The organism is Pseudomonas sp. GW823-FHT01D03, assembly GCF_058798255.1.
The window spans coordinates 3,443,378-3,465,221 of record NZ_JBXAKK010000001.1 but is presented as its reverse complement, the minus strand read 5'-3'; the positions used below and the strand labels follow the sequence as shown (position 1 = coordinate 3,465,221).

Sequence of the window (21,844 nt, the reverse complement as noted above, 5' to 3'; positions counted from 1 at the left end):
CATGGCCTATCAAGCCCAGGAAATCTTCTTCCGCTCCAACGCCCCGGTCACCGTGGACGAGGACAAATGCATCGCCGAAAAGGGCTGCACCGTATGCGTCGACGTCTGCCCGATGGATCTGCTGGCGATCAACCCAGCCACACAAAAGGCCTACATGGCATTCGATGAATGCTGGTACTGCATGCCCTGTGAGAAGGATTGCCCGACTGGTGCGGTGAAAGTCGAAATCCCCTATCTCCTGCGCTAAGCGCTTTCCCCTGTAGGAGTGAGCCTGCTCGCGATAGCGGTGTGTCAGCCAACACAGCGCCATCTGACACACCGCTATCGCGAGCAGGCTCACTCCTACAAAGATTTACGACACCCTGAGCTACCCGGAAACACCCGGACGCTGGAATAACCGAAACCCCTCGTTTCCCACCGCGCCCTGATCGCGGCGGAGACGAACATCCAATAAACGATTCGAGGGGAAACACTCATGTTGCGTGCAGCACTCGCCGGTCTGGTACTGGCAACCTTCACCCTGTCGGCCTCGGCCGAAACCATCCGCATCGCCATCGGCACCCAGGACACCACCATCAATTGCGCCGCCGGCGGTCTGTTGATTCGTGAACTCGGTCTGCTCGACAAATACCTGCCGCACGACGGCGCCTACAAAGACGCGAAATACGACGTGCAGTGGAAAAACTTCACCAGCGGCGCGCCGCTGACCAACGAGATGGTCGCCGGCAAACTCGACTTCGGCGCCATGGCCGATTTCCCCGGCGCGTTCAACGGGGTGGCGTTCGAAACCGCCGGCAAGCACAGCCTGTTCATCAGCGTGTTGTCGGGCAGCATCAAGGGCAGCGGCAACGGCATCGTGGTGCCGAGCGCGTCCGGGGTGCAGGCGTTGAGTGAGCTCAAGGGCAAGACCATCTCGGTGCCATTCGCCTCGACCGCCCACGGCATGTTGCTGCGCGCGGTGGCGGAGCAGGGCTGGGATCCACTGAAAGACGTGAACATCATCGCCCAGCCGCCGGAGGTCGCCGGCTCCGCGTTACAGGCCGGCAAGATCGACGCCCACGCCGATTTCGTGCCGTTCGCCGAGCTGTTCCCCAGCCGTGGTTTCGCCCGCAAGATCTACGACGGCGCCCAGGCCAATGCGCCGACTTTCCACGGCGCGCTGGTCGATCAGGCTTACGCGAAAAAATACCCGGAAATCGTCGTCGCCTACCTGCGGGCGAGCATCGAGGCCAATCAGTTGCTCGCCGCCGAGCCTGAGAAGTACAGCGAGCTGATCGCCAAGGTCACCGGCGTCGATGCCGAGGTCAACTACCTGTTCCACGGCCCGCTCGGCGTGCAGACCCGCGACCTGAGCTGGAAGCCGGAATACCGTCAGGCAGTGGGCACGGCGATCGACACCCTGAAGCTGCTGAAGAAGGCTGATCGCGGCCTCGACCTCAACACCTTCATCGACGATCAGTACATCCGCGCCGCCTTCAAGGCTTCGAATCTGGACTACACCGCGCAACTGGCCAACTACGCGCAAACGCCGTTGAAAGCGCTGGATGCGGCGACCGGCAAAGCGATCACAGACTTCAGCCACGTCGCCGAAATCTGGGTGCGCGGCGAAGCCAAGGTGCGCCAGTACGCCTCCGCCGAATCGGCGTTCACTGCGCTGGCCGCACTGAAGCAGGAAGGCAAAAACATCCGCGCGGTGTATGCCCAGGCCAGTGACAGCGGGATCAAGTTGCTCGCTGATCAGGCGTGGTTCGCCAGCGATGCCAAGGGCCGCTTGAGCGCGTTTCTGCTCAAGGGCCAGGCGCAGCAATTTGCGGCGGCGCAGGGTGGCAAGGTTTTCGACTTTACCGATGCCACGACCCAGGCCGTAGTTGCCCGCTAACCCGAAGAACACCTCGGTCAACTGTAGGAGTGAGCCTGCTCGCGATAGCGTTGTGTCAGACAACACATCAACAACTGACACACCGCATTCGCGAGCAGGCTCACTCCTACAGGGGATTTGGGTTGAGAGGAACAATTGTGTACCGATCTTATTTACGTTGGGTTCCAAGGGCTGCTTCTTTGCTGCTCTGCCTGCTGTTCTGGCAACTAGCCGCCAGCCACCACTGGAACCTCGGCTTGGTCACCTTCGCCAACGTGCCCACCCCATGGGCGGTGATCGAAGCGGCGTTGGGTCTGGGCGACTCCGGCAAGCTGCTGCAGCACCTGAGCGCGAGCCTCGGCCGCGTGTTCGCCGGTTACCTCGCGGCGTTGATCATCGGGATTGCCTTGGGCCTGGCCATCGGCCGCTCGAAATGGGCCGAAGACCTGCTGCTGCCACCGCTGGAAGTGCTGCGGCCGATTCCGGCGGTGGCGTGGATTCCGCTGGCGATCCTGATGTTCCCGTCCTCGGAGCTGTCGATGGTCTTCATCACTTTTACCGGTGCGTTGTTCCCGATCCTGCTCAACACTGTGCACGGCGTCGAAGGCGTCGACCCGCGCCTGATCGCCTCGGCGAAAAGCCTCGGGGCAGGGCGCCGGGCGATTTTGCTTGAAGTGATTTTGCCCGGCGCCGCCCCGAGCATCATCACTGGCCTCGCCATCGGCATGGGCACTTCGTGGTTCTGTCTTGTGACGGCGGAAATGATCTCCGGTCAGTTCGGCATCGGCTACTACACCTGGGAGTCCTACACCATTCAGAACTACGCCGACATCGTCGTCGGCATGCTGCTGATCGGTGTGCTGGGCATGGGCAGCAGTCTGCTGATCAAGCGCCTGGGCGGGCTGTTCACGCCCTGGCATCGACCACGAGGAAAAGCCTGATGAGCGCAATGCAAACCCCGGAAGGGCGAATCGATATTCGCCAGTTGTCGATCGTTCTCGGTGAGGGGCAGCAAGCCTTCGAGGCCGTGCAGGGGCTGGATTGCCAGATTGAACCTGGCCAGTTCGTGTGCATTCTCGGCCCGTCCGGTTGCGGCAAATCGACCTTGCTCGGCGCTTTGGCCGGTCACCTGAGCGCCCACACCGGCAGCCTCAAAGTCGATGGCGGCGAAGTGTCCGGGCCGTCGCCGCAGCGCGGCATGGTGTTCCAGCACCACACGCTGTTTCCATGGCGCACGGTGCGCGACAACGTGGCTTTCGGCCTGAAGATGCGCGGCATCGGCAAAACCGAGCGCCATCGCGTCGCTGATGAAATGCTCAAACTGGTCGGCCTCGACGGCTTCGTCGAGCGCTGGCCCGATCAACTGTCCGGTGGCATGCAGCAACGGGTGGAGATCGCCCGGGTGCTGGTCAATCGTCCACGGCTGTTGCTGATGGACGAACCGTTCGGCGCGCTGGATGCCTTGACCCGCCTGAACATGCAGGAGCTGCTGCTGGACATCTGGACGCGGATTCGCACCACCGTGGTGTTCGTTACTCACGATATCGACGAGGCGCTGTTTCTCGCCGACCGCTTGCTGGTGATGAGCGCACGTCCGGGGCGAATCATCGAAGACTTGCGCCTGGACTTCCCGCGTCCGCGCACCAGCGAACTGGTGACCAGCGCCGAATTCTCCCGCCTCAAGCGCCATTGCCTCGACCTGCTGCACCACGACAACTCCCGACCGCTGCCGCGCCTTAACCCGCTCGGCCTGCCTCCCGAAAACCCTTTGCCGCGATTTGCCCTATGACCTCATTTTTTGCTGTGACCGACAACGACGACATACTCGCCCTGCAACCGCGTCTGACCGCAGACGATGCCGGTGTGCGGCGCATTGCGCTGATTGAACTGGCGGATCTGGAGGAGCCAGACGGACTGCTGTGGCTGGTCGAAAGACTGAGCGAAGATCCCGCCGAAGAAGTCCGCGCCGAAGCTGCGCGGCTGCTGGAAGCGTGGGAAGACGAACCGGTGGTGGCTGCGCTGTGTCAGGCACTGACCGATCCGTCTCCGGCAGTGCAGGCCGCCGCCGCGCAAAGTCTGAGCCTGCTCAAAACTGAAGCCGCAGGCCGGGTGATTCTGCCGTGGACCGATCATGCCTCAGTCAGTGTACGAATCGCCGCGTTCAGGGCTCTGCGCGAGTTGCGTTTCGCCGATGCCGCACCAGCCGCCATCACCGCATTGAGCGATGCCGATGCCAATGTGCGTCGCGAAGCCGTGGGCGTGCTCGGCTGGCTCAAGCAGCTCGACGCACTGCCGGCTCTGGCGCGTCTGGCCAGCGCCGACCCGGACACCGAAGTGCGCCGCGCCGCTACCGGTGCCCTCGGTCTGGCGTCCGGCGCCGAGGTGCTGCCAGCCCTGCGTCAGGCGCTGCAGGACACTGCCTGGCAAGTGCGCGAAGAAGCCGCGACAACCCTGGGCAAAGTCGGCCACAGTGACGCCGGCCCGGCGTTGATCGCAGCCCTCGGCGATGACTACTGGCAAGTGCGCCTCCGTGCTACCCGCAGCCTCGGTCGCTTGCGTTTTGCACCGGCGCTGGACGCCTTGATCGAGACCCTCGGCCATCGCATCAGCAACCTGCGCAAGGAAGCCGCGCTGGCCCTCGGTGAGTTGCATGATCGCGGCGCGGTGGCGGCGTTGCAGGCGGCGCAGGATGACGGCGACCCGGAAGTGCGCAAAGCGGTGCGGATTGCCTTGAGTCAGCTGCAATGAATCCGCTGTCGGTGAGCAACTCGCAAAGCGAACGGACACTGCGCCTGAGCTGGCCGGACGGCCGTGAATCGCTGTTCAATCACGCCGAACTGCGCCGCCAGTGCCCGTGCTCGCAGTGCCGCGCGTTTCGCCTGAAAGGTGTGACTCCGCTGGTGGATGAGCGTGTTCGCCTGATTGAGATCAACCCGCAGGGCTACGGCGTGCAACTGGTGTTCAGTGACGGCCATCAACGCGGGATCTACCCGTGGGACTATCTGGCACAGCTCGATTCTTGATGTGCCACAGCCCCTTGTAGGAGTGAGCCTGCTCGCGATAGCGGTGTATCAGCCGACATCATTGTTGAATGACACACCGCTATCGCGAGCAGGCTCACTCCTACAAGGGTATAGGTGCAACTCCGGGTTACTGCCCAGCCGTCATGGCTGGCCGGCACCCGCGAAACACATCCAGCCCCGGCTGATACAGCGCGGTCTTCACCTCGAACAACCCCAGCACCGAATGGAACAGGTTGTCATGGCTCAGGTCCGGCTGCCCGGTCTTGCCTTGCAGGCAATCGCGGTCAATCCCCAGTTGCGCCAGAGTGTTGTTGCCGAACCACAGCACCATCGGCACATGCGTCTGCGCTTCCGGCGCCAGCGCATAGGGCGCCGCGTGCAGGTACAGGCCGTTTTCACCCAGCGATTCGCCGTGGTCGGAGACGTACAGCATCGAGGTATCCAGCGTGTCCTGATTGCGCTTGAGCAACTCGATGACCTTGGCGAGGAAGTGGTCGGTGTAGAGGATCGTGTTGTCGTACACGTTGACCAGTTCATCGCGGCTGCAACTGCCCAACTGGTTGGTGTGGCAGATCGGCGTGAAGCGCTCCATGTTCTTCGGGTAGCGCTCGTAGTATTCCGGGCCGTGGCTGCCGTCGGCGTGCAGGACAATGATCGCGTGGCCCTTGAGGCTGTCGATGTAAGCCTGCAGATCGGCCAGCAGCGCTTCGTCGAGGCAGTTGTTGCCGTCGCAGAACGGCCCCGGCTGGTTCTTCGCGATGTCACGGTGCGGCACGCGCAGGCAGGTGCCTTTGCAGTCGCTGTTGTTGTCCAGCCACAGCACCTGCACACCGGCGCGTTGCAGAATATCCAGCAGGCCTTCGTAGGTTTTGCCTTTCTTGTCGCTGTAGTCCTCACGCGGGAACATCGAGAACATGCACGGCACCGACACCGCCGTGGACGTGCCGCAGGAATGCACCTGGGTGAAGTTGAAGACGTCCAGTTTGCTCAGCTCGGGATTGGTCTCGCGCGCGTAACCGTTCAGCGAAAAGTGATCGGCGCGGGCGGTTTCGCCGACCACAAACACCATCAGCGACTTCTTCTCGCGGCCGGCGGCTTTCGCGCTCATCACCGCGTCTTCACCGATGGCCTGCACCACAAAGTGCTTTTTGATGCCCAGGCGCTGCTTGGTGTATTTGCTGATGGCGTAGATGTAGTTGGTCGGGTTGATGAAGTGGGTGAGCTTGTCTTCTTCACGGAAGATCGGCGCGTAGGTCGAATAGAACGCGCCCACCGAGGCACCGATCACCAGCACGCAAGCGGCGCTTACCAGCAGCTTGTTGAGCAGACCGCGAAAGAACGGCCGATAACGCACCGGCCAGCGCCAGATCAGCGCCGCCGGCAGCACGCCGAGCAGCAACACGTAAGCCAGCAGCTTGCCGTTGAACAGTGCGGCGGCTTCGCCGGGGTTGGTTTCGAACACGTTCTGGATCATCACCGCGTCGATGGTGATCCCGTATTCGTTCATGAAATACGCAGCGCAAGCCGAGAGCAGAGCGACCACGCTCAGCACCGGTTTCAGCGTCCAGCGAAACGACACCAGGGTCAGCAGCAGGGTGATCGCCGCCCACAGGAACAGGCCGAACGAAGCAAAAAACGCCAGTTTGTGCGCGCCTTGCAGGGTGATCAACGTACCCAGCGCCTTCCAGGTCGCCAGGTTGTACAGCGCCACCAGTGCCAGGGAAAACAGCAGCACCAGCCGGGTGGAAGTGATGGACGGTAAACGCAGTCCTTTGCCCAAAGCCATTACAGACATTCCTCTACTCGAATGGAACCCGCGCAGTAATGCGCGTAACTGTAGAAGAACATTAGTAAAAAATTCGTAAACATCCTGTAACAAACACTCAGGTCAACGCAAAACCCTGTAGGAGTGAGCCTGCTCGCGATAGCGGTGGGTCGGCCGACATCGTTGTTGAATGACACACCGCTATCGCGAGCAGGCTCACTCCTACAATGGGGACTTTGGTGGGTCAGAAGGATTTGCTCAGGCTGGCGACCAGCGTCGCCGTGCACACATCCTTGAACCCCCAGTTACTCAGGCACTGGCTCTGCGACAGATCGGTGTCGATGTAGCTCAGGCCCAACACCACCCCGGCCAGGTTGTGGGTCAGCTTGACCTCCCATTCGCGGTAGCTGTCCTCGCCATGCCCGGACGCCGAGTACAGGTGCGGGTCCTTGAAGTCCATGTTGCCGTAACGCAGTTTCAGCCCGGAATCGAACGGCAGCCCGGTTTCATAACCGACATAGGTGTAGAGCGAGCTCTGCTTGCTGTCGACCCCCGGCGCATCGCTGGAGTAATACGCCGCCAGCTTCACCCCGTAGACACCGAGAATCCCGTAGACCTCGCTCTGGTTGAACTGGCTTTCCTTGGGGTAGGCGTACTTGAGGTAACCCAGATCGAGGCTGACTTCTTCGGTGGCCTGCCACAGCCAGCCGGCGTAGTAATCGACCTCCTGCCGGGTTTTCAGACCGCCGCCGAAATCGACGTTGGAACTCCAGGCCCCCACGTACAAACCGCTGCTGTGGGCCAAGGTCAGACCGGCCTGCATGGCCGGGTCATTCTGGGTTTGCGAGATGCCGCGGGTGCGGTAGTCGCTGGCCAGGGTCAGGTCGACCAGCACGGCGAAGTCGTCGTTCAGGGGGATCGCCTGGCTGCTCAAGGGCAGCAAACTGGAAAAACCGAGGGCGAACAGGGGCAAGGGTTTCATGGAGAAGTCCCGATGTTGTGATTGTTATGGGGGCTGGAAAATGCAGTGGAAATGCTTGGGTAGTGTGAAAGCCCCTGTGGGAGCGGGCTTGCTCGCGAAGACGGTGGGTCAGGTATCGAAATGTTTGCTGACCGGACGCCTTCGGGAGCAAGCCCCCTCCCACAAAAGCGAGGGGGATCCTGTTGTTATTGGCTGGCGGTATAGACCTGACGTCCGCCGAACCAGGTCTGCAGCACCTGGGTGTCATGCAGGGCCTTGTCGTCGACGCTGAACACGTCGCGATCGAGCACGATAAAGTCCGCCTGCTTGCCCGGCGTCAGCGAGCCGATCTGCTTCTCCAGGCCAATCGTGCGCGCCGCGTTGAGGGTGTAGGCGTAGAACATGGTTTCGCGATCCAGACGCTCGTCGGCATTCAGCACCCCCAGCGGGCCGACGCGGGTGATGGCCTGGGCCATGGCGTTGAACGGATTGGGCGACGACACCGGCCAGTCGCTGGCGCCGGCAATCGTCGCGCCTTGTTTCAGCAACGAGTGCGCCGGGTATTGATAGCGGAAGGCGAGGGCGCTGACGTAGGGCTTGATCATGTCGGTGGTGTAGTCGTCGGCACTGGCCCACAGCAATTGCATCGAGGCGATCACGTTCAGCGGCTTGAAGCGGGCGAACTCTTTCGGGTTGACCATCTGCAGGTGGGTGATCGAGTGCGTGATGCCGCTCTGCCGATCCTGGCGCGCGCGTTCGATGCCGTTGAGTGATTCACGCACCGCGCGGTCGCCAATGGCGTGGATGTGCACCAGCCAGCCGCGCTGGTCGATGGCGCTGACCAGCTCGCCGAAATGCTGCGGGTCGATCAGCAGTTCGCCCTGTTTGTGCGAGTTGCGGTACGGATCGATCATCGCCGCGCTCTGCGCCGGGTACTCGATAACGCCATCAGCGAAGATCTTGACTCCGGGCAGGGTCAGGTTGGGGATGCCCTGAAATTGCTGGCGCACCTTATCCAGCGTATCGAGATCGGCCGGCAGGCTTTTCGGGTTGGCGACCAGCAACGCCGCGACGTGCACGCTCATGTCGCCGCGTTCCGACAGCGCTTTGTAGGCCGGCAGCACACCGACGGTTTTCTCGGTGGGTTTGAGCGCGAACACGGCCTCGCCCGGCGCAGCGTTAGCGGCCGGGTCCATCCACGCGGTGATGCCGAGGCTGTTGTTGAAGCGCACCGCGGATTTGGCCGCGGTGAGCATATCGGCCGGGCTCGGCACCGGCATTTTCGCGGCGACCCGGTCCCAACCGGCATCGACCAGAAAACCGTTGGGCTCGCCGCTGGCCAGTTTGCCGATCGTGTCTTGTTCCGCAGCGGGCAGGGTCTTGAGCAACGCCGCGTCGATGCCGGCGCGCTTGAGCATCACGTTGTTGGCCCACGCGGTGTGGTGATCGCTGCCGGTGAACACCATCGGCACGTCAGCCCATTCGCCCTGGTTGAAGGTTTTGCCCAGCGCTTCGGCCTGCGCCCAGTACGCTGAGCTCATGCCGGCAATGCTCAGCACATCGCCGTGTCTGGCCTTGCCGTCGTCACGCCAGGCGCGCAGGCGTTTTTCCAGTTCGTCGAGGGCGACGACTTCGTCTTCCATGTTGGCCGAGACCATCTCCAGGCCGCCGAAAATCCCGTGGGAATGGCTGTCGATCAAGCCGGGCATCAGGGTCTTGCCGCCGAGGTCGATCACCTGTGTGCCAGGCTCGATCAGCGCCTTGATCTGCGCATCGCTGCCGACTTTCAGCACTTTGCCGTTTTCCACGGCCAACGCCTGCACCTTCGGTTGCGAACGGTCGGCGGTGAAAATCTTGCCGTTGACCAGTACTAGATCGGTGGCGGCCATGGCTTCCATCGAGGCAAAACTTACAGCGCTAACCAGCAGGCTCGGGATGAATCTTTTCATTGAAGATTTCCTTGTTATTGCGTCTGATGGCCAGATTAGTGGCTGACACTGGCCGACAGAACGCCTCCCTCACGAAAAACGTTTTTGCCTGAATGGAAAAAGCATGGACAAGCTGGGTGCACTGAAAATGTTCGTGGTCACCGCGCAACTCGGCAGTTTCAGCCGCGCGGCGGAACAACTGGGCAAGACCCCATCGGCCCTGACCAAAGCGGTCAATCACCTGGAAACAGAACTCGGTGCGCGGCTGTTCGAACGCAGCACGCGGCGGATTCTGCTGACCGAAATCGGCCGGGTCTATCTGGAAACCGCGCGACTGGTGTTGCAGCGACTGGAGGAGGCCAGCGAGGAAATCGAGCAGTTGCAGCACGGTCTGCGCGGCAGCCTGAAAATCACCGCACCGCTGGCGTACGGGCGGGCGTTTCTCGATCAGGTGTGTGACGGCTTTTTGCAGCAATACCCGCAGATCAGCCTGCAAGTGGACCTATGCGACGCGTTCGTCAATCTGCTGGAAAGCGGCTACGACCTGGCCTTGCGCGAGGGCCATGACGACTTGCCGGGGCTGATTGCCCGGGTGGTCGGCAGCAATCGCCTGGCGTTGTGCGGCAGCCCGGACTATCTGGCGCGCAAGGGTTTGCCGGTGGATCCGCAAACCCTCGAACAGCATGAATGGCTGTTATATCAGCACCCGTTGCTCAGTCGCGAGTTCTGGTGGGCCGAGCGCGACGGCCAGCGGCTGAGCCTGCCACAGCCATCGGCGCCGCGCTTGCGCAGCGACAATTACGACCTGCTGCTGGCCAGCGCATTGGCCGGACGCGGCTTGCTGCACACGCCGCTGTGGAGCGCCGCGCCGTACATTGCCGACGGGCGACTGGTGCGGGTCATGGCTGACTATGAAATAGACCCCGACACTTTCGGCCCGCATATTCTTGCGGTGTATCCGAGCCATCGGCGGGCCACGGCGAAGGTGGTGGCGTTTATCGATTACATCTCGGCATTTCTGGCCGAGCGTGGGTTGAACTGACGCCCGTTCCCTGTAGGAGCTGCCGCAGGCTGCGATCTTTAAAAAGATCAAAAGATCGCAGCCTGCGGCAGCTCCTACACAGTTCCCGAGTCGTCTTATTTGTAGGAGCTGACGATTGAAACGAGGCTGCGATCTTTTGATTTTTGTGGATCGCCGGCCCAGGCCGACTGGCGGTGCTTGTCAGTAAAATCCCACAGGAGTACAAATGTACTCCATGACTAATCTTACTCCCCGCCGTACCGCCATCCTGACCTTTATCCGCGAACGCATCGCCGAACACGGTCAGCCCCCAAGCCTCGCTGAAATCAGCGAGGCTTTTGGTTTTGCCTCGCGCAGCGTGGCGCGCAAGCATGTGCTGGCGCTCACCGAAGCCGGATTTATCGAGGTCAATCCGCATCAGGCCCGGGGCATTCGCCTGCTCGGGCAACCCGTGCGGCCGGAGCTGCTCGACATTCCCGTGCTCGGCCGAGTGGCTGCCGGTGCGCCGATCGGCGCGGATGCCGACATCCATAACCGCTTGATGCTTGATCCCGCGTTGTTCTCCCGTGCGCCCGACTACATGCTGCGGGTGCAGGGCGACTCGATGATCGAGGACGGCATTCTCGACGGTGATCTGGTGGGAGTGAAGCGCAATCCCGAGGCGCTCAACGGGCAGATCGTGGTGGCGCGCCTCGACGGTGAAGTCACGATCAAACGCTTCGAACGTGTCGGCACTACAGTGCGCCTGCTGCCGCGCAACCCGGCATACCAGCCGATTGTCGTGCGCGACGATCAGGATCTGGCCATCGAAGGGGTGTTCTGCGGTCTGGTGAGGCAAGGCTGATGGGCGCCGTCGTTGCACTCGATACGCTGTTCAATGGAGGCCAGGTCTGGAAGGGCCGGCCTGCGCCGCCGGCTGCCAGCCCGCAACCCACCGGGCATGCCGCGCTGGATGCGGCACTGCCCAGCGGCGGCTGGCCGGAAGCGGCGCTGAGCGAAATCCTCCTGGCCGGCCCCGGGGTTGGCGAGTTGCAACTGGTGTGGCCGACGCTGGCGCGGCTGTCGGCGGCGGGCGAGCGCATCGTGCTGGTGGCGCCACCGTTCGTGCCGTACCCGCAGGCGTGGGCGAACGCCGGGGTCGATCTGCGCCAGTTGTCGGTGATTCAGGCCAGCGAACGCGATGCCTTGTGGGCGGCGGAACAATGTCTGCGTTCCGGCAGTTGCGGCGCGGTGCTGTGCTGGCCGCACAAGGCCGATGATCGGGCGTTGCGGCGTTTGCAGGTAGCGGCAGAAACCGGCCAGACCCTGGCGTTTGCCTGGCGCCCGCTGAGCGAGGCGATCAACCCGTCGCCGGCCGCGTTGCGCATTGCCATCGACGCCAGACCGGCCCAGTTGCGCGTGCTCAAGTGCCGTGGCGGACTGGCGCGCACCGCGCCGATTGCCTTTGCCGTGGGGCACTGAGGTCGTCATGCGCTGGGTGTGTATTCTGTTCCCGCAATTGGCCCTCGACGCCGTGCTGCGTCAGCGTGCCGATCCCGATGAGCCGTTGGTGCTGCTCAGTGGCCCGGCCCAGCGCCGAGTCTTGCAAGCGGTGAATGCAGCGGCGCGTCAACTAGGCTTGCGCGCCGGCCAGTCGATGACCGCCGCACAAGCGTTGAGCAAAGGTTTTGCCACCGCCGACTACGACCTCGCCGAGGTCGAGCACTGGCAGCAGTTTCTCGCCGCGTGGGCCTATCGTTTCAGCGCGCAGGTCAGCGTGCATTATCCGCGTACCGTGGTGTTCGAGATCGAGTCGAGCCTGGGCCTGTTCGGCTCCTGGGCGCAGTTCGAAGCGCGGCTGCGCAAGGAGCTGACCGAGCTGGGTTTCCGCCATCGCATCGTTGCCGCACCGAATCCGGTGGCGGCGCGGGTGCTGGCCAATGCCTACGACGGCCTGGTGGTGCCCGACGGCGAAGCCTTGCAACATCACCTCGGGCAATTACCCGTCGACCGTGTCGGGCTGGAGCCGCAGGTCGCCACGGCACTGGCGCGCATGGGCCTGCGCAACCTGAACCAGTTGCAAAGCCTGCCGCGTCAGGCCCTGGCCCGGCGCTTCGAAGCGTCGATGCTCAAACACCTCGACACCCTGTTCGGCGCACGGCCGCTGGCCTTGGCGTTCTACCTGCCGCCGGATCGTTTCGATGTGCGCATCGAACTCAATTTCGACGTGCAATCCCACCAGGCATTGTTGTTCCCGCTACGGCGTCTGACCGCTGACCTGTCGGCGTTCCTCTGCGGACGTGACAGCGGCGTGCAGCGTTTCGACCTGCATCTGGAGCACGCCGGGCTGCCGGACACGCTGATCAAGGTCGGCCTGCTCAGCGCCGAGCGCGATCCGGCGATGCTCTTCGAACTGGCTCGTGGGCGACTGGAACAAGTCCAGGTCGAGGCCCCGGTACGCGGCTTTCGCCTGCGCGCCGAAGATCTGCCGAGTTTCGTGCCGCAGTTTCAGGAACTGTTCGATGATCGTCCGCAACAGACCTTGCCCTGGGAGCAATTGCGCGAACGCCTGCGTGCACGGCTCGGCGATGACGCGGTGCAGGGCTTGCGCTTTCAGGCCGACCATCGCCCCGAATGTGCCTGGCAGAACGGCGTCGACAAGCAGCGTTGCAGCGGTTTGCCGAGCGTGCAGCGTCCGGGTTGGCTGCTCGGCGAACCGCAGAGCGTGGCCGAAGGTTCGGCGCGGATTCTCATGGGCCCGGAGCGCATCGAATCCGGTTGGTGGGACGGCGACGATGTGCGCCGCGATTACTACCTGATCCAGAACCGCGCCGGTCAGCAGGGCTGGGCCTATCGAGCCGTGGGCGAGGGCGGGCCGTTGTGGCTGCAAGGCTGGTTTGCATGAACCACGGCTATGCCGAGCTGCACTGCCTGTCGAACTTCAGTTTCCAGCGCGGTGCCTCCAGTGCCCTTGAGTTGTTTCAGCGGGCGAAAAAACACGGCTATCAGGCGCTGGCGATCACCGACGAGTGCACGCTGGCCGGGATCGTTCGGGCCTGGCAAGCGGCGAAATCGGTTGAACTGCCGCTGATCGTCGGCAGCGAAATACGCATCGACAACGGCCCGAAACTGCTGTTGTTGGTGGAGAACCTGGCGGGCTATCAGGCCTTGTGCGGCTTGATCACTCAGGCCCGGCGGCGTACGCAGAAGGGCCAGTACCAGGTGCTGCGCGAGGATTTCAGCGAGTCGCTGCCGGGGTTGTTCACCGTGTGGGTGCCGGACAGCATCGATGACGTGGAGGAGGGGCGCTGGCTGAAACAGACCTTCGGCGAGCGTCTGTATCTGGCGGTGCAGCTGCATCGCGGGCAGGACGATCAGCGGCGGCTGGCGGCACTGTTGAGTCTGGCCGAGCAGCTGCAGATCGCCGCCGTGGCCAGCGGCGACGTGCACATGCACGCCCGTGGCCGGCGCGCCTTGCAGGACACCATGACTGCGATCCGCCATCACGTCCCGGTGGCCGAGGCCGGATTGCGCCTGCATCCCAACGGCGAGCGCCATCTGCGCAGCCTCGAGGTGTTGCGCGAGTTGTATCCGCAGGCTCTGCTCGACGCCTCGGTGCAACTGGCGCGGCGCTGCACTTTCGAGCTGGGCGAGTTGCGCTATGAGTATCCGAAAGAACTGGTACCGGAGGGGCACACCGGCAGTTCCTGGTTGCGCCAACTGACCGAAGAAGGCATTGCCTGGCGCTGGCCGAAAGGGCCGCAGGCCAAGGTGCTCAAGCAAATCGACGATGAGCTGAAACTGATCGCCGAGCTCGGCTACGAAAGCTACTTCCTCACCGTGCACGACGTAGTAAGTTTCGCCCGCAAGCAAAAAATCCTCTGTCAGGGCCGTGGTTCGGCGGCCAACTCGGCGGTGTGTTTCGCCTTGGGTATCACCGAGATCGACCCGGACCGCACCACGCTGCTGTTCGAGCGTTTCATGTCGAAAGAACGCAACGAGCCGCCGGACATCGACGTCGATTTCGAGCACGAGCGCCGCGAAGAAGTCCTGCAATACGTGTTCCGCCGTTATGGCCGGCGGCGTGCGGCGCTGACGGCGGTGGTCAGCACTTACCACGCTGCCGGTGCGGTGCGCGACGTGGCCAAGGCCCTCGGTCTGCCGCCGGATCAGATCAATGCACTGGCCGATTGCTGCGGTCACTGGAGCGATGAAACACCACCGCTGGCACGCTTGCTCGAAGGCGGCTTCGACCCCGACAGCCCGGTGCTGCGTCGAGTGCTGAGCCTGACCGGGCAACTGATCGGTTTCCCCCGGCACCTGTCGCAGCACCCCGGCGGTTTCGTGATTTCCGAGCAACCGCTGGACACGCTGGTGCCGGTGGAAAACGCCGCGATGGCCGAGCGCACGATCATTCAGTGGGACAAGGACGACCTCGACGCGGTCGGGCTGCTCAAGGTCGATATCCTCGCCCTCGGCATGCTCAGTGCGATCCGTCGTTGTTTCGACTTGCTGCGCCGTCATCGCCATCTGGATCTCAGCCTGGCGACGATCCCTGATAAAGACAAAGCGACCTACGAGATGATCAGCCGTGCCGACACCATTGGCGTGTTCCAGATCGAATCGCGGGCGCAGATGTCGATGCTGCCGCGCCTGAAACCGGCTAAGTTCTACGATCTGGTGATCGAGGTCGCAATCGTCCGCCCGGGGCCGATTCAGGGCGGGATGGTTCATCCGTATCTGCGCCGTCGCAACAAGGAAGAGCCGGAAACCTATCCCTCGCCGGAACTTGAAGTGGTGCTCAAACGCACCCTCGGCGTGCCGCTGTTTCAGGAACAGGTGATGCAGATCGCCATTGTCGCCGCCGACTACAGCCCCGGCGAGGCCGATCAGTTGCGCCGCTCGATGGCCGCGTGGAAACGCCACGGCGGGCTGGAGCCGCACAAGGCGCGACTGGCCGCCGGTATGAAGAAAAACGGCTACACCGAGGAATTCGCCGCGCAGATCTTCGAGCAGATCAAGGGTTTCGGCAGCTATGGCTTTCCCGAATCCCACGCTGCCAGTTTCGCCTTGTTGACCTACGCCAGTTGCTGGCTCAAGTGCCACGAACCGGCAGCGTTCGCCTGCGCGTTGATCAACAGCTGGCCGATGGGTTTCTACAGCCCGGATCAGATTCTGCAGGACGCGCGCCGCCATCAATTGCAGATCCGTCCGGTGGACGTGCGTGCCAGCGACTGGGATTGCAGCCTGGAGCCGATCAGTGGCGCGCAACCGGCGATTCGCATGGGCCTGCGGATGATCAAGGGCTTTCGCGAGGAGGACGCCCGGCGCATCGAAGTGGCGCGGGCACGCGGGGCGTTTGCCGATGTCGCCGATCTGGGCGAACGCGCCGCGCTCGACAGCCGCGCTCAGGCGCTGTTGGCTGACTCCGGCGCGTTACGCGGGATGGCCGGCCATCGGCATCGCGCGCGCTGGGAAGTGGCCGGGGTGCAGAAACAGCTGGGCCTGTTTGCCGGGTTACCGAGCCAGGAAGAAGCCGATGTGCTGCTGCCCAAGCCCAGCGTCGGCGAGGATCTGCAGGCCGATTACGCGACCATCGGCACCACGCTGGGGCCGCATCCACTGGCGCTGTTGCGAGGTGAACTGAAGGCGCGGCGTTGCCGCAGTTCGCGGGAGTTGCTGGACGTCGAACACGGCCGGCCAGTGAGCATCGCCGGGCTGGTCACCGGGCGGCAGCGACCGGGCACTGCCAGCGGCGTGACTTTCGTCACTCTTGAGGACGAGTTTGGCAACGTCAACGTGGTGGTCTGGCGCGATCTGGCCGAGCGCCAGCGTCAGGTGCTGGTCGGCTCACAATTGCTCAAGGTCGATGGCCGCTGGGAGCGGGAGGGCGAAGTACGGCATTTGATCGCTGGCCGGCTGAGCGACCTGAGTCCGCTGCTCGACGGCATCCGCGTGCAGAGCCGCGACTTTCACTAAACCCCAGGACACCACAAAGCCCCCCTGTGGGAGCGGGCTTGCTCGCGAAGACGGTGTGTCAGTTGGCAAATAAGTGGCTGACACACCGCTTTCGTCGGAACGCCGCCCGGAGCAAGCCCGCTCCCACAGGGGAGATTTTTGTGTGTCCAAACAAGCCAATTGATTGGCGTCAAAAATCTCTGTCACCAATGGTGGCACTTTGTCATAATGCCGCCCCTTTTCCGCTCCCCACCGCGTAGCCGTGCCGGGACACACCGTTTTTTTCAGAAGGAATGCACAGTGAGAATGATCTCCCGGATGTTGGTCTCAGGCGTTGCGATTGCCGTGCTCGGCACCCTCGCCAGCTCCCTTGCCGGGTGCGCCACCGAAAGCTCCCGCGCACTGCCGGTGGCCAAGGTCGAGAGCGCCACGCAAGTCTGGACCGGCGCGCGCGTACCGATGGCGGTGGGCAAGTTCGATAACCGCTCCAGCTACATGCGCGGGATCTTCTCCGATGGCGTCGATCGTCTCGGCGGCCAGGCCAAGACCATCCTGATCACGCACTTGCAGCAGACCAACCGTTTCTCGGTACTGGATCGCGACAACATGGGCGAGATCCAGCAGGAAGCGGCGATCAAGGGCCAGGCCCAGCGCCTCAAGGGCGCCGATTACGTGGTCACCGGTGACGTCACCGAGTTCGGCCGCAAAGAAACCGGCGACCACCAGCTGTTCGGCATTCTCGGCCGTGGCAAGACTCAGGTCGCCTACGCCAAGGTCAACCTGAACATCGTCAACATCAGCACCTCCGAAGTGGTGTATTCGACCCAGGGCGCCGGCGAATACGCCTTGTCCAACCGCGAAATCATCGGCTTCGGCGGCACTGCTGCGTACGACTCCACCCTCAACGGCAAAGTCCTCGATCTGGCCATGCGCGAGGCGATCAATCGTCTGGTCGATGGCATGAACGCCGGTGCCTGGAAACCGGGTAACTGATCGCTATTCATTGCAAGGAGCAACACCCATGAATCTGACTTTGTCGCGGTCGCTGCTGGCCCTGACGCTGGCCGCCAGCGCCTTGCTGGCCGGTTGCAGCAGCCCGAAAACCCTGTACCAGTGGGAAGACTACCAACCGCAGGTCTACGAATACTTCAAAGGCGAAGAGCCGAAGGAAGCTCAGGCCGAAGTGCTGGAGCGCGACCTGCAGAAGATCCGCTCCACCGGCAAGGCGGTGCCGCCGGGTTACCACGCGCACCTGGGTCTGCTGTACCTGAGCATGGGCAAGGACGATCAGATGGTGCAGCAGTTCCGCACCGAGAAAGCGCTGTTCCCCGAGTCCGGCCCGTACATGGATTTTCTGCTTAAAAACGCCAAGACCGGAGACGCCAAATGATCTCGCGTACCCTGAAACTGCTGGCCGCCGGTTTGGCCTTGACCGTACTCGGTGGCTGCGTCGCGCCGAAGACCGTGGATTATTCGGCGTACAAGCAGGCGCGGCCGAAGACCATTCTGGTGCTGCCACCGCTGAACACCTCACCCGACGTGAAAGCGTCGTACAGCCTGTTGTCGCAGGTGACGTTCCCTCTGGCCGAGGCCGGTTATTACGTGCTGCCGATCACCCTGGTGGACGAAACCTTCCGTCAGAACGGCCTGACCACCCCGGATGACATTCATCAGGCACCGGCCAACAAGCTCAAGGAAATCTTCGGCGCCGACGCTGCGCTGTACATCACCGTGACCGAGTACGGTACGCGTTACATGGTGATCAGCAGCGAAACTGCAGTGACGGCCACCGCCAAACTGGTCGATCTGAAATCCGGCACCACGCTGTGGACCGGTTCGGCCCGGGCGTCGAGCGAAGAGGGCGGCAACAACAGCGGTGGCGGCCTGGTCGGCATGCTGATCACGGCGGCGGTGAAGCAGGTGATCAACAGTTCGACCGATGCCGGTTTCCCGATTGCTGGCGTGGCGAGCAATCGCCTGTTGTCGGCCGGTCAGCACGCCGGCCTGTTGTACGGCCCGCGTTCGCCGAAATACGGTACTGACTGATTTAGGTACGACACAAAAACCTTTGTAGGAGTGAGCCTGCTCGCGATAGCGGTGTGTCAGACAACATCAACGTGACTGACACACCGCTATCGCGAGCAGGCTCACTCCTACCAGGGAAATGTGTTGATCAGTGTTATTTGGCAGCGGCCAAAACCGCTCCTCCCCACCCTCGAAAAAATCCCCGCATCCCCTGCATCTCGACGCCGAAGGCGATATCCTGCGCCACACTTATCTGCGCAAACGGCGAATAACGCTGCAACACCGTGTTTGCCCGAGGCTAAAGGAGTGTTCGAATGACCGAGAAGAAACTGGAAACCACGGTCGACCGCGTCTACCAAGGGGTTTACCAGGCGATCAGCAAGCGTTCGCTGCGTCCGGGGATGAAGCTGGGTGAAGCGTCGCTGGCCGAACTGTTCAATGTCAGCCGCACGTCGGTACGCGCCGCGCTCAAGCAACTGGAAGCCGAGGGGCTGGTCACCACCGAGCCGAATAAAGGTGCATCGGTGTCGTTGCCGAGCAACGAAGAGATCCGCTCGCTGTTCGAAACCCGGCGGCTGATCGAAATCGGCATGGTCACCGAACTCTGTCGGCGCAAGGACACCGCCGCCATGCAGGTTCTGCGCGAGCACCTGCTACTGGAGGACGCAGCCCACGCGGCGGGCGACCACGAGCAATTGATTTACCTGCTCGGCGAGTTCCACCTCAAACTGGCGCGCAGCCTCAACAACCCGGTGCTGCTCGACTGGTTCCAGAAGCTGATTTCCCGCGCCTCGCTGTATGTCGCCGCACTCGATGACGACAGCCATGAAGCCTGCCGTGACAACGAACATCTGCGCCTGATCGAATACATCGAGGCGGGCGACCAGAGCGCCGCCATCGAACTGACCTGCACCCATTTGAACGGCATCGAGAAGGCGATTCTCGACGTCGCCGCGAAGATGAAAACTGGCTACCATCCGCTCAAACACCTGATCGGGGTCTGAACCCGGGCCGCAGCGAGAAATCGGCTATACCTTCAATGAAACCAATGCGGTCGGCGGCGCTCGAAACACAGGGGCGCCGCGTTCGTTCAGCGTTGCGATACATCGGGCAAACACCACAGGACACCGAGTCAATCGATGCAGTTTTTATCCGATAGCCACGGTTGTGACGGCTGGAAAGGCGAAATGGCCGAACGCATTTGCGCGTTCGACTGGCGCCTCACCGAACTCGGCCCGCTCGACACCTGGCCTGCCAGTCTGTGCAGCACCGTGCAATTGATGCTGGCCTCGCCCTTGCCGATGGTCATGCTCTGGGGCCACGCCGGGTACATGATCTACAACGACGCCTACTCGCAGTTTGCCGGTGGTCGCCACCCGTATCTGCTGGGCGCACCGGTGGAACTGGGGTGGCCGGAAGTCGCCGAGTTCAACCGGCACGTGGTCGACACCTGTCTGGCGGGCGGCACCTTGTCCTACCGCAACAAGGAACTGGTGCTGTTGCGCGATGGCGTGCCCGAAGATGTCTGGATGGATCTGTATTACAGCCCGGTGGCCAACGATGACGGCGTGCCTTCCGGCGTGATGGCGATGGTGGTCGAGACCACCGAGTTAGTGCGCTCCGAGCGCCTGCGTCAGGCGGCAGAAGATGCCTATCGAGCCGACAACGAACGGGTGCGTCTGGCGCTGAATGCCGGGGCCTTGCTTGGCTCGTTTGTCTGGGACGTGAAGAACAATGTACTGTCGGCCGACGAGCGTTTCGCCCGGACCTTTTGCTACCCGCCGGATCAGGACCTGAGCAACCTGCCGCAATCCGTCAATGAGTCGCGGATCCACCCGGACGACCTGGCGTGGGTGCATGACCGGGTCAGTCACTCGCTGCAGACCGGCGAGCCGTACAACGCCGAATACCGCGTGCGGCGGGCGGACGGCAGCTACCTGTGGGTGCTCGCCAGTGGCGCTTGCGAGTTCGACGAACACGGCGCGCCGTTTCGTTTCCCCGGGGTGTTGATCGACATCCATGAACGCAAGATTGCCGAAGAGTCCCTACTCAAATTCACGCGCAACCTGGAGCAGCGGGTGGCCAACGAAGTGGATGCCCGGCTGGCGGCGGAAGAGCAATTGCGCCAGTCGCAGAAGCTTGAAGCCATCGGCGGACTGACCGGCGGCGTGGCCCACGACTTCAACAACCTGCTGCAAGTGATCGCCGGCAACCTGCATTTGCTGGCGCGGCATGAGCCGGACAATGCCAACGTGCAACGCCGGGTCAGCGCCTCGCTGGCAGCGGTCGAGCGCGGCGCCAAGCTGTCGTCGCAACTGCTCGCTTTTGCCCGGCGCCAGCCGTTGTCACCGGCGGTATGCGATCCGCGGCAGATCTTCGACGGCGTCGGCGAATTGCTGCAGCGCGCGTTGGGCGAAACCATTCAGATCGACGTGCAATTGCCGCAAGAGCCGTGGCACATCAACGTCGACCGCAATCAACTGGAAAACGCCATTCTCAATCTGGCGATCAACGCCCGCGATGCGATGAAAGGCGAGGGTACGATCGTCCTCAGCGCCCTCAATACCCGGCTGGACAGCAACTTTTGCACCGGCAAAGGCATCGTTGCCGGCGATTTCGTGCGGGTGATGGTCAGCGATACCGGCGTCGGCATTGCGCCGCAAATGCTCGAGCAGGTGTTCGAACCGTTCTTCACCACCAAAGCCGATGGCCAGGGCACCGGGCTCGGTCTGAGCATGGTGTTCGGCTTCGTCAAACAAAGTGGTGGTCACGTCGAGATCGACAGCGCCGTGGGCGAAGGCACGCGGGTGCAACTGTATTTTCCGCGCAGCCTGCGTCCGGTTCTCGATGAGACGCCGAACGTCGACCCGCAACAGGGCGGCGGTCACGAGACCATTCTGGTGGTCGAGGATAACGACGCGGTGCGCGCTTCGGCCGTGGAGTTGCTGCGCGAAGAAGGCTACCGCGTGCTGACCGCCAGCAATGGCGACGTGGCGATGCAGATGCTGCTGGAAGGGATCGACGTGGATCTGATTTTCACCGACGTGGTGATGCCGGGGCTGATCAAGAGCTCCGATCTGGCAGCCTGGGCCAAGGTGCAGACACCACCGGTGGCGGTGCTGTTCACCTCCGGCCACACCCGCGACATCATCTCGCGCAACCACCAGTTGAGTCCGGACACGCATTTGCTCGGCAAGCCGTATGGCCCGGAGGCGTTGTTGCAGATGATTCGCTCGGTGCTCAGTGCCTAGCTGGCTAATTCCCGATTGCCTGTGGCGAGGGAGCTTGCTCCCTCGGCTGCGCAGCAGTCGTAAACCCGGAAACCG

General features: G+C 62.7%; 19 protein-coding genes. 16 read left to right on the top strand and 3 right to left on the bottom strand.

All coding sequences use genetic code 11. The features are described from left to right. The first annotated feature begins 1 nt into the window (after position 1). From AC1RBR_RS14950 to AC1RBR_RS14925, 6 genes are all read left to right on the top strand, one after another. A complete protein-coding gene (locus AC1RBR_RS14950) occupies positions 2-247 on the top strand; it encodes a 4Fe-4S dicluster domain-containing protein (RefSeq protein WP_007959413.1) in 246 nt (81 codons plus the stop codon). 228 nt (positions 248-475) lie between these two features. Next, the gene (locus AC1RBR_RS14945) at positions 476-1,879 is read left to right on the top strand and encodes an ABC transporter substrate-binding protein (RefSeq protein ID WP_492565224.1); all 1,404 of its coding nucleotides are present in this window, start codon (positions 476-478) and stop codon (positions 1,877-1,879) included. Positions 1,880-2,016: 137 nt separating this feature from the next. Next, positions 2,017-2,799 (top strand): ABC transporter permease, encoded by a 783-nt coding sequence (locus AC1RBR_RS14940; RefSeq protein ID WP_492565222.1) that lies wholly within the window; start codon positions 2,017-2,019, stop codon positions 2,797-2,799. Beyond that, on the top strand, positions 2,799-3,647 hold the full coding sequence (locus AC1RBR_RS14935; protein WP_492565220.1) for an ABC transporter ATP-binding protein: 849 nt from the start codon (positions 2,799-2,801) through the stop codon (positions 3,645-3,647). The genes AC1RBR_RS14940 and AC1RBR_RS14935 overlap by 1 nt, the downstream gene beginning before the upstream one ends. Then, entirely contained in the window at positions 3,644-4,606 is a 963-nt protein-coding gene (locus AC1RBR_RS14930; protein WP_492565218.1) for a HEAT repeat domain-containing protein, read from the top strand. Before AC1RBR_RS14935 ends, AC1RBR_RS14930 begins: the two co-directional genes overlap by 4 nt. Further along, positions 4,603-4,881 carry a DUF971 domain-containing protein gene (locus AC1RBR_RS14925; RefSeq protein ID WP_103367873.1) on the top strand — a complete coding sequence of 93 codons (279 nt, stop codon included), beginning with the start codon at positions 4,603-4,605 and terminating at the stop codon, positions 4,879-4,881. The genes AC1RBR_RS14930 and AC1RBR_RS14925 overlap by 4 nt, the downstream gene beginning before the upstream one ends. A 127-nt stretch (positions 4,882-5,008) precedes the next feature. Here AC1RBR_RS14925 and AC1RBR_RS14920 read toward each other — a convergent pair whose 3' ends face one another. The 3 genes from AC1RBR_RS14920 to AC1RBR_RS14910 form a co-directional block, all read right to left on the bottom strand. Continuing rightward, on the bottom strand, positions 5,009-6,667 hold the full coding sequence (locus tag AC1RBR_RS14920) for a phosphoethanolamine transferase (protein WP_492565217.1): 1,659 nt from the start codon (positions 6,665-6,667) through the stop codon (positions 5,009-5,011). A gap of 223 nt (positions 6,668-6,890) precedes the next feature. After that, positions 6,891-7,628 (bottom strand): TorF family putative porin, encoded by a 738-nt coding sequence (locus AC1RBR_RS14915; RefSeq protein WP_492565215.1) that lies wholly within the window; start codon positions 7,626-7,628, stop codon positions 6,891-6,893. 185 nt (positions 7,629-7,813) lie between these two features. After that, positions 7,814-9,556: an amidohydrolase gene (locus AC1RBR_RS14910; RefSeq protein WP_492565214.1), complete on the bottom strand. Its 1,743-nt coding sequence runs from the start codon at positions 9,554-9,556 to the stop codon at positions 7,814-7,816. Positions 9,557-9,659: 103 nt separating this feature from the next. Here AC1RBR_RS14910 and AC1RBR_RS14905 point away from each other — a divergent pair, with 103 nt between their 5' ends. The 10 genes from AC1RBR_RS14905 to AC1RBR_RS14860 all read left to right on the top strand — a co-directional run bounded on the left by AC1RBR_RS14905 (position 9,660) and on the right by AC1RBR_RS14860 (position 21,769). Beyond that, positions 9,660-10,577, top strand: coding sequence for a LysR family transcriptional regulator (locus AC1RBR_RS14905; protein WP_492565212.1), 918 nt, complete (start codon positions 9,660-9,662; stop codon positions 10,575-10,577). A gap of 205 nt (positions 10,578-10,782) precedes the next feature. Next, complete coding sequence (gene lexA, locus AC1RBR_RS14900; protein ID WP_492565210.1) at positions 10,783-11,400, top strand: transcriptional repressor LexA; 618 nt, start codon at positions 10,783-10,785, stop codon at positions 11,398-11,400. Continuing rightward, positions 11,400-12,017 carry a translesion DNA synthesis-associated protein ImuA gene (imuA, locus tag AC1RBR_RS14895; RefSeq protein ID WP_007968686.1) on the top strand — a complete coding sequence of 206 codons (618 nt, stop codon included), beginning with the start codon at positions 11,400-11,402 and terminating at the stop codon, positions 12,015-12,017. Before lexA ends, imuA begins: the two co-directional genes overlap by 1 nt. Before the next feature lie 7 nt (positions 12,018-12,024). Further along, the gene (locus AC1RBR_RS14890; protein WP_095136291.1) at positions 12,025-13,440 is read left to right on the top strand and encodes a Y-family DNA polymerase; all 1,416 of its coding nucleotides are present in this window, start codon (positions 12,025-12,027) and stop codon (positions 13,438-13,440) included. Then, positions 13,437-16,514, top strand: coding sequence for an error-prone DNA polymerase (locus tag AC1RBR_RS14885; protein WP_492565208.1), 3,078 nt, complete (start codon positions 13,437-13,439; stop codon positions 16,512-16,514). Before AC1RBR_RS14890 ends, AC1RBR_RS14885 begins: the two co-directional genes overlap by 4 nt. A gap of 285 nt (positions 16,515-16,799) precedes the next feature. Then, the gene (locus tag AC1RBR_RS14880) at positions 16,800-17,486 is read left to right on the top strand and encodes a CsgG/HfaB family protein (RefSeq protein ID WP_177439976.1); all 687 of its coding nucleotides are present in this window, start codon (positions 16,800-16,802) and stop codon (positions 17,484-17,486) included. A 28-nt stretch (positions 17,487-17,514) separates the two neighbouring features. Then, a complete protein-coding gene (locus AC1RBR_RS14875) occupies positions 17,515-17,883 on the top strand; it encodes a DUF4810 domain-containing protein (protein ID WP_003225593.1) in 369 nt (122 codons plus the stop codon). Then, the gene (locus tag AC1RBR_RS14870) at positions 17,880-18,539 is read left to right on the top strand and encodes a DUF799 domain-containing protein (protein WP_095136285.1); all 660 of its coding nucleotides are present in this window, start codon (positions 17,880-17,882) and stop codon (positions 18,537-18,539) included. Before AC1RBR_RS14875 ends, AC1RBR_RS14870 begins: the two co-directional genes overlap by 4 nt. Before the next feature lie 293 nt (positions 18,540-18,832). Beyond that, on the top strand, positions 18,833-19,522 hold the full coding sequence (locus AC1RBR_RS14865; protein ID WP_027613675.1) for a GntR family transcriptional regulator: 690 nt from the start codon (positions 18,833-18,835) through the stop codon (positions 19,520-19,522). 135 nt (positions 19,523-19,657) lie between these two features. Further along, positions 19,658-21,769 carry an ATP-binding protein gene (locus AC1RBR_RS14860; RefSeq protein WP_492565206.1) on the top strand — a complete coding sequence of 704 codons (2,112 nt, stop codon included), beginning with the start codon at positions 19,658-19,660 and terminating at the stop codon, positions 21,767-21,769. Positions 21,770-21,844 lie beyond the last annotated feature (75 nt).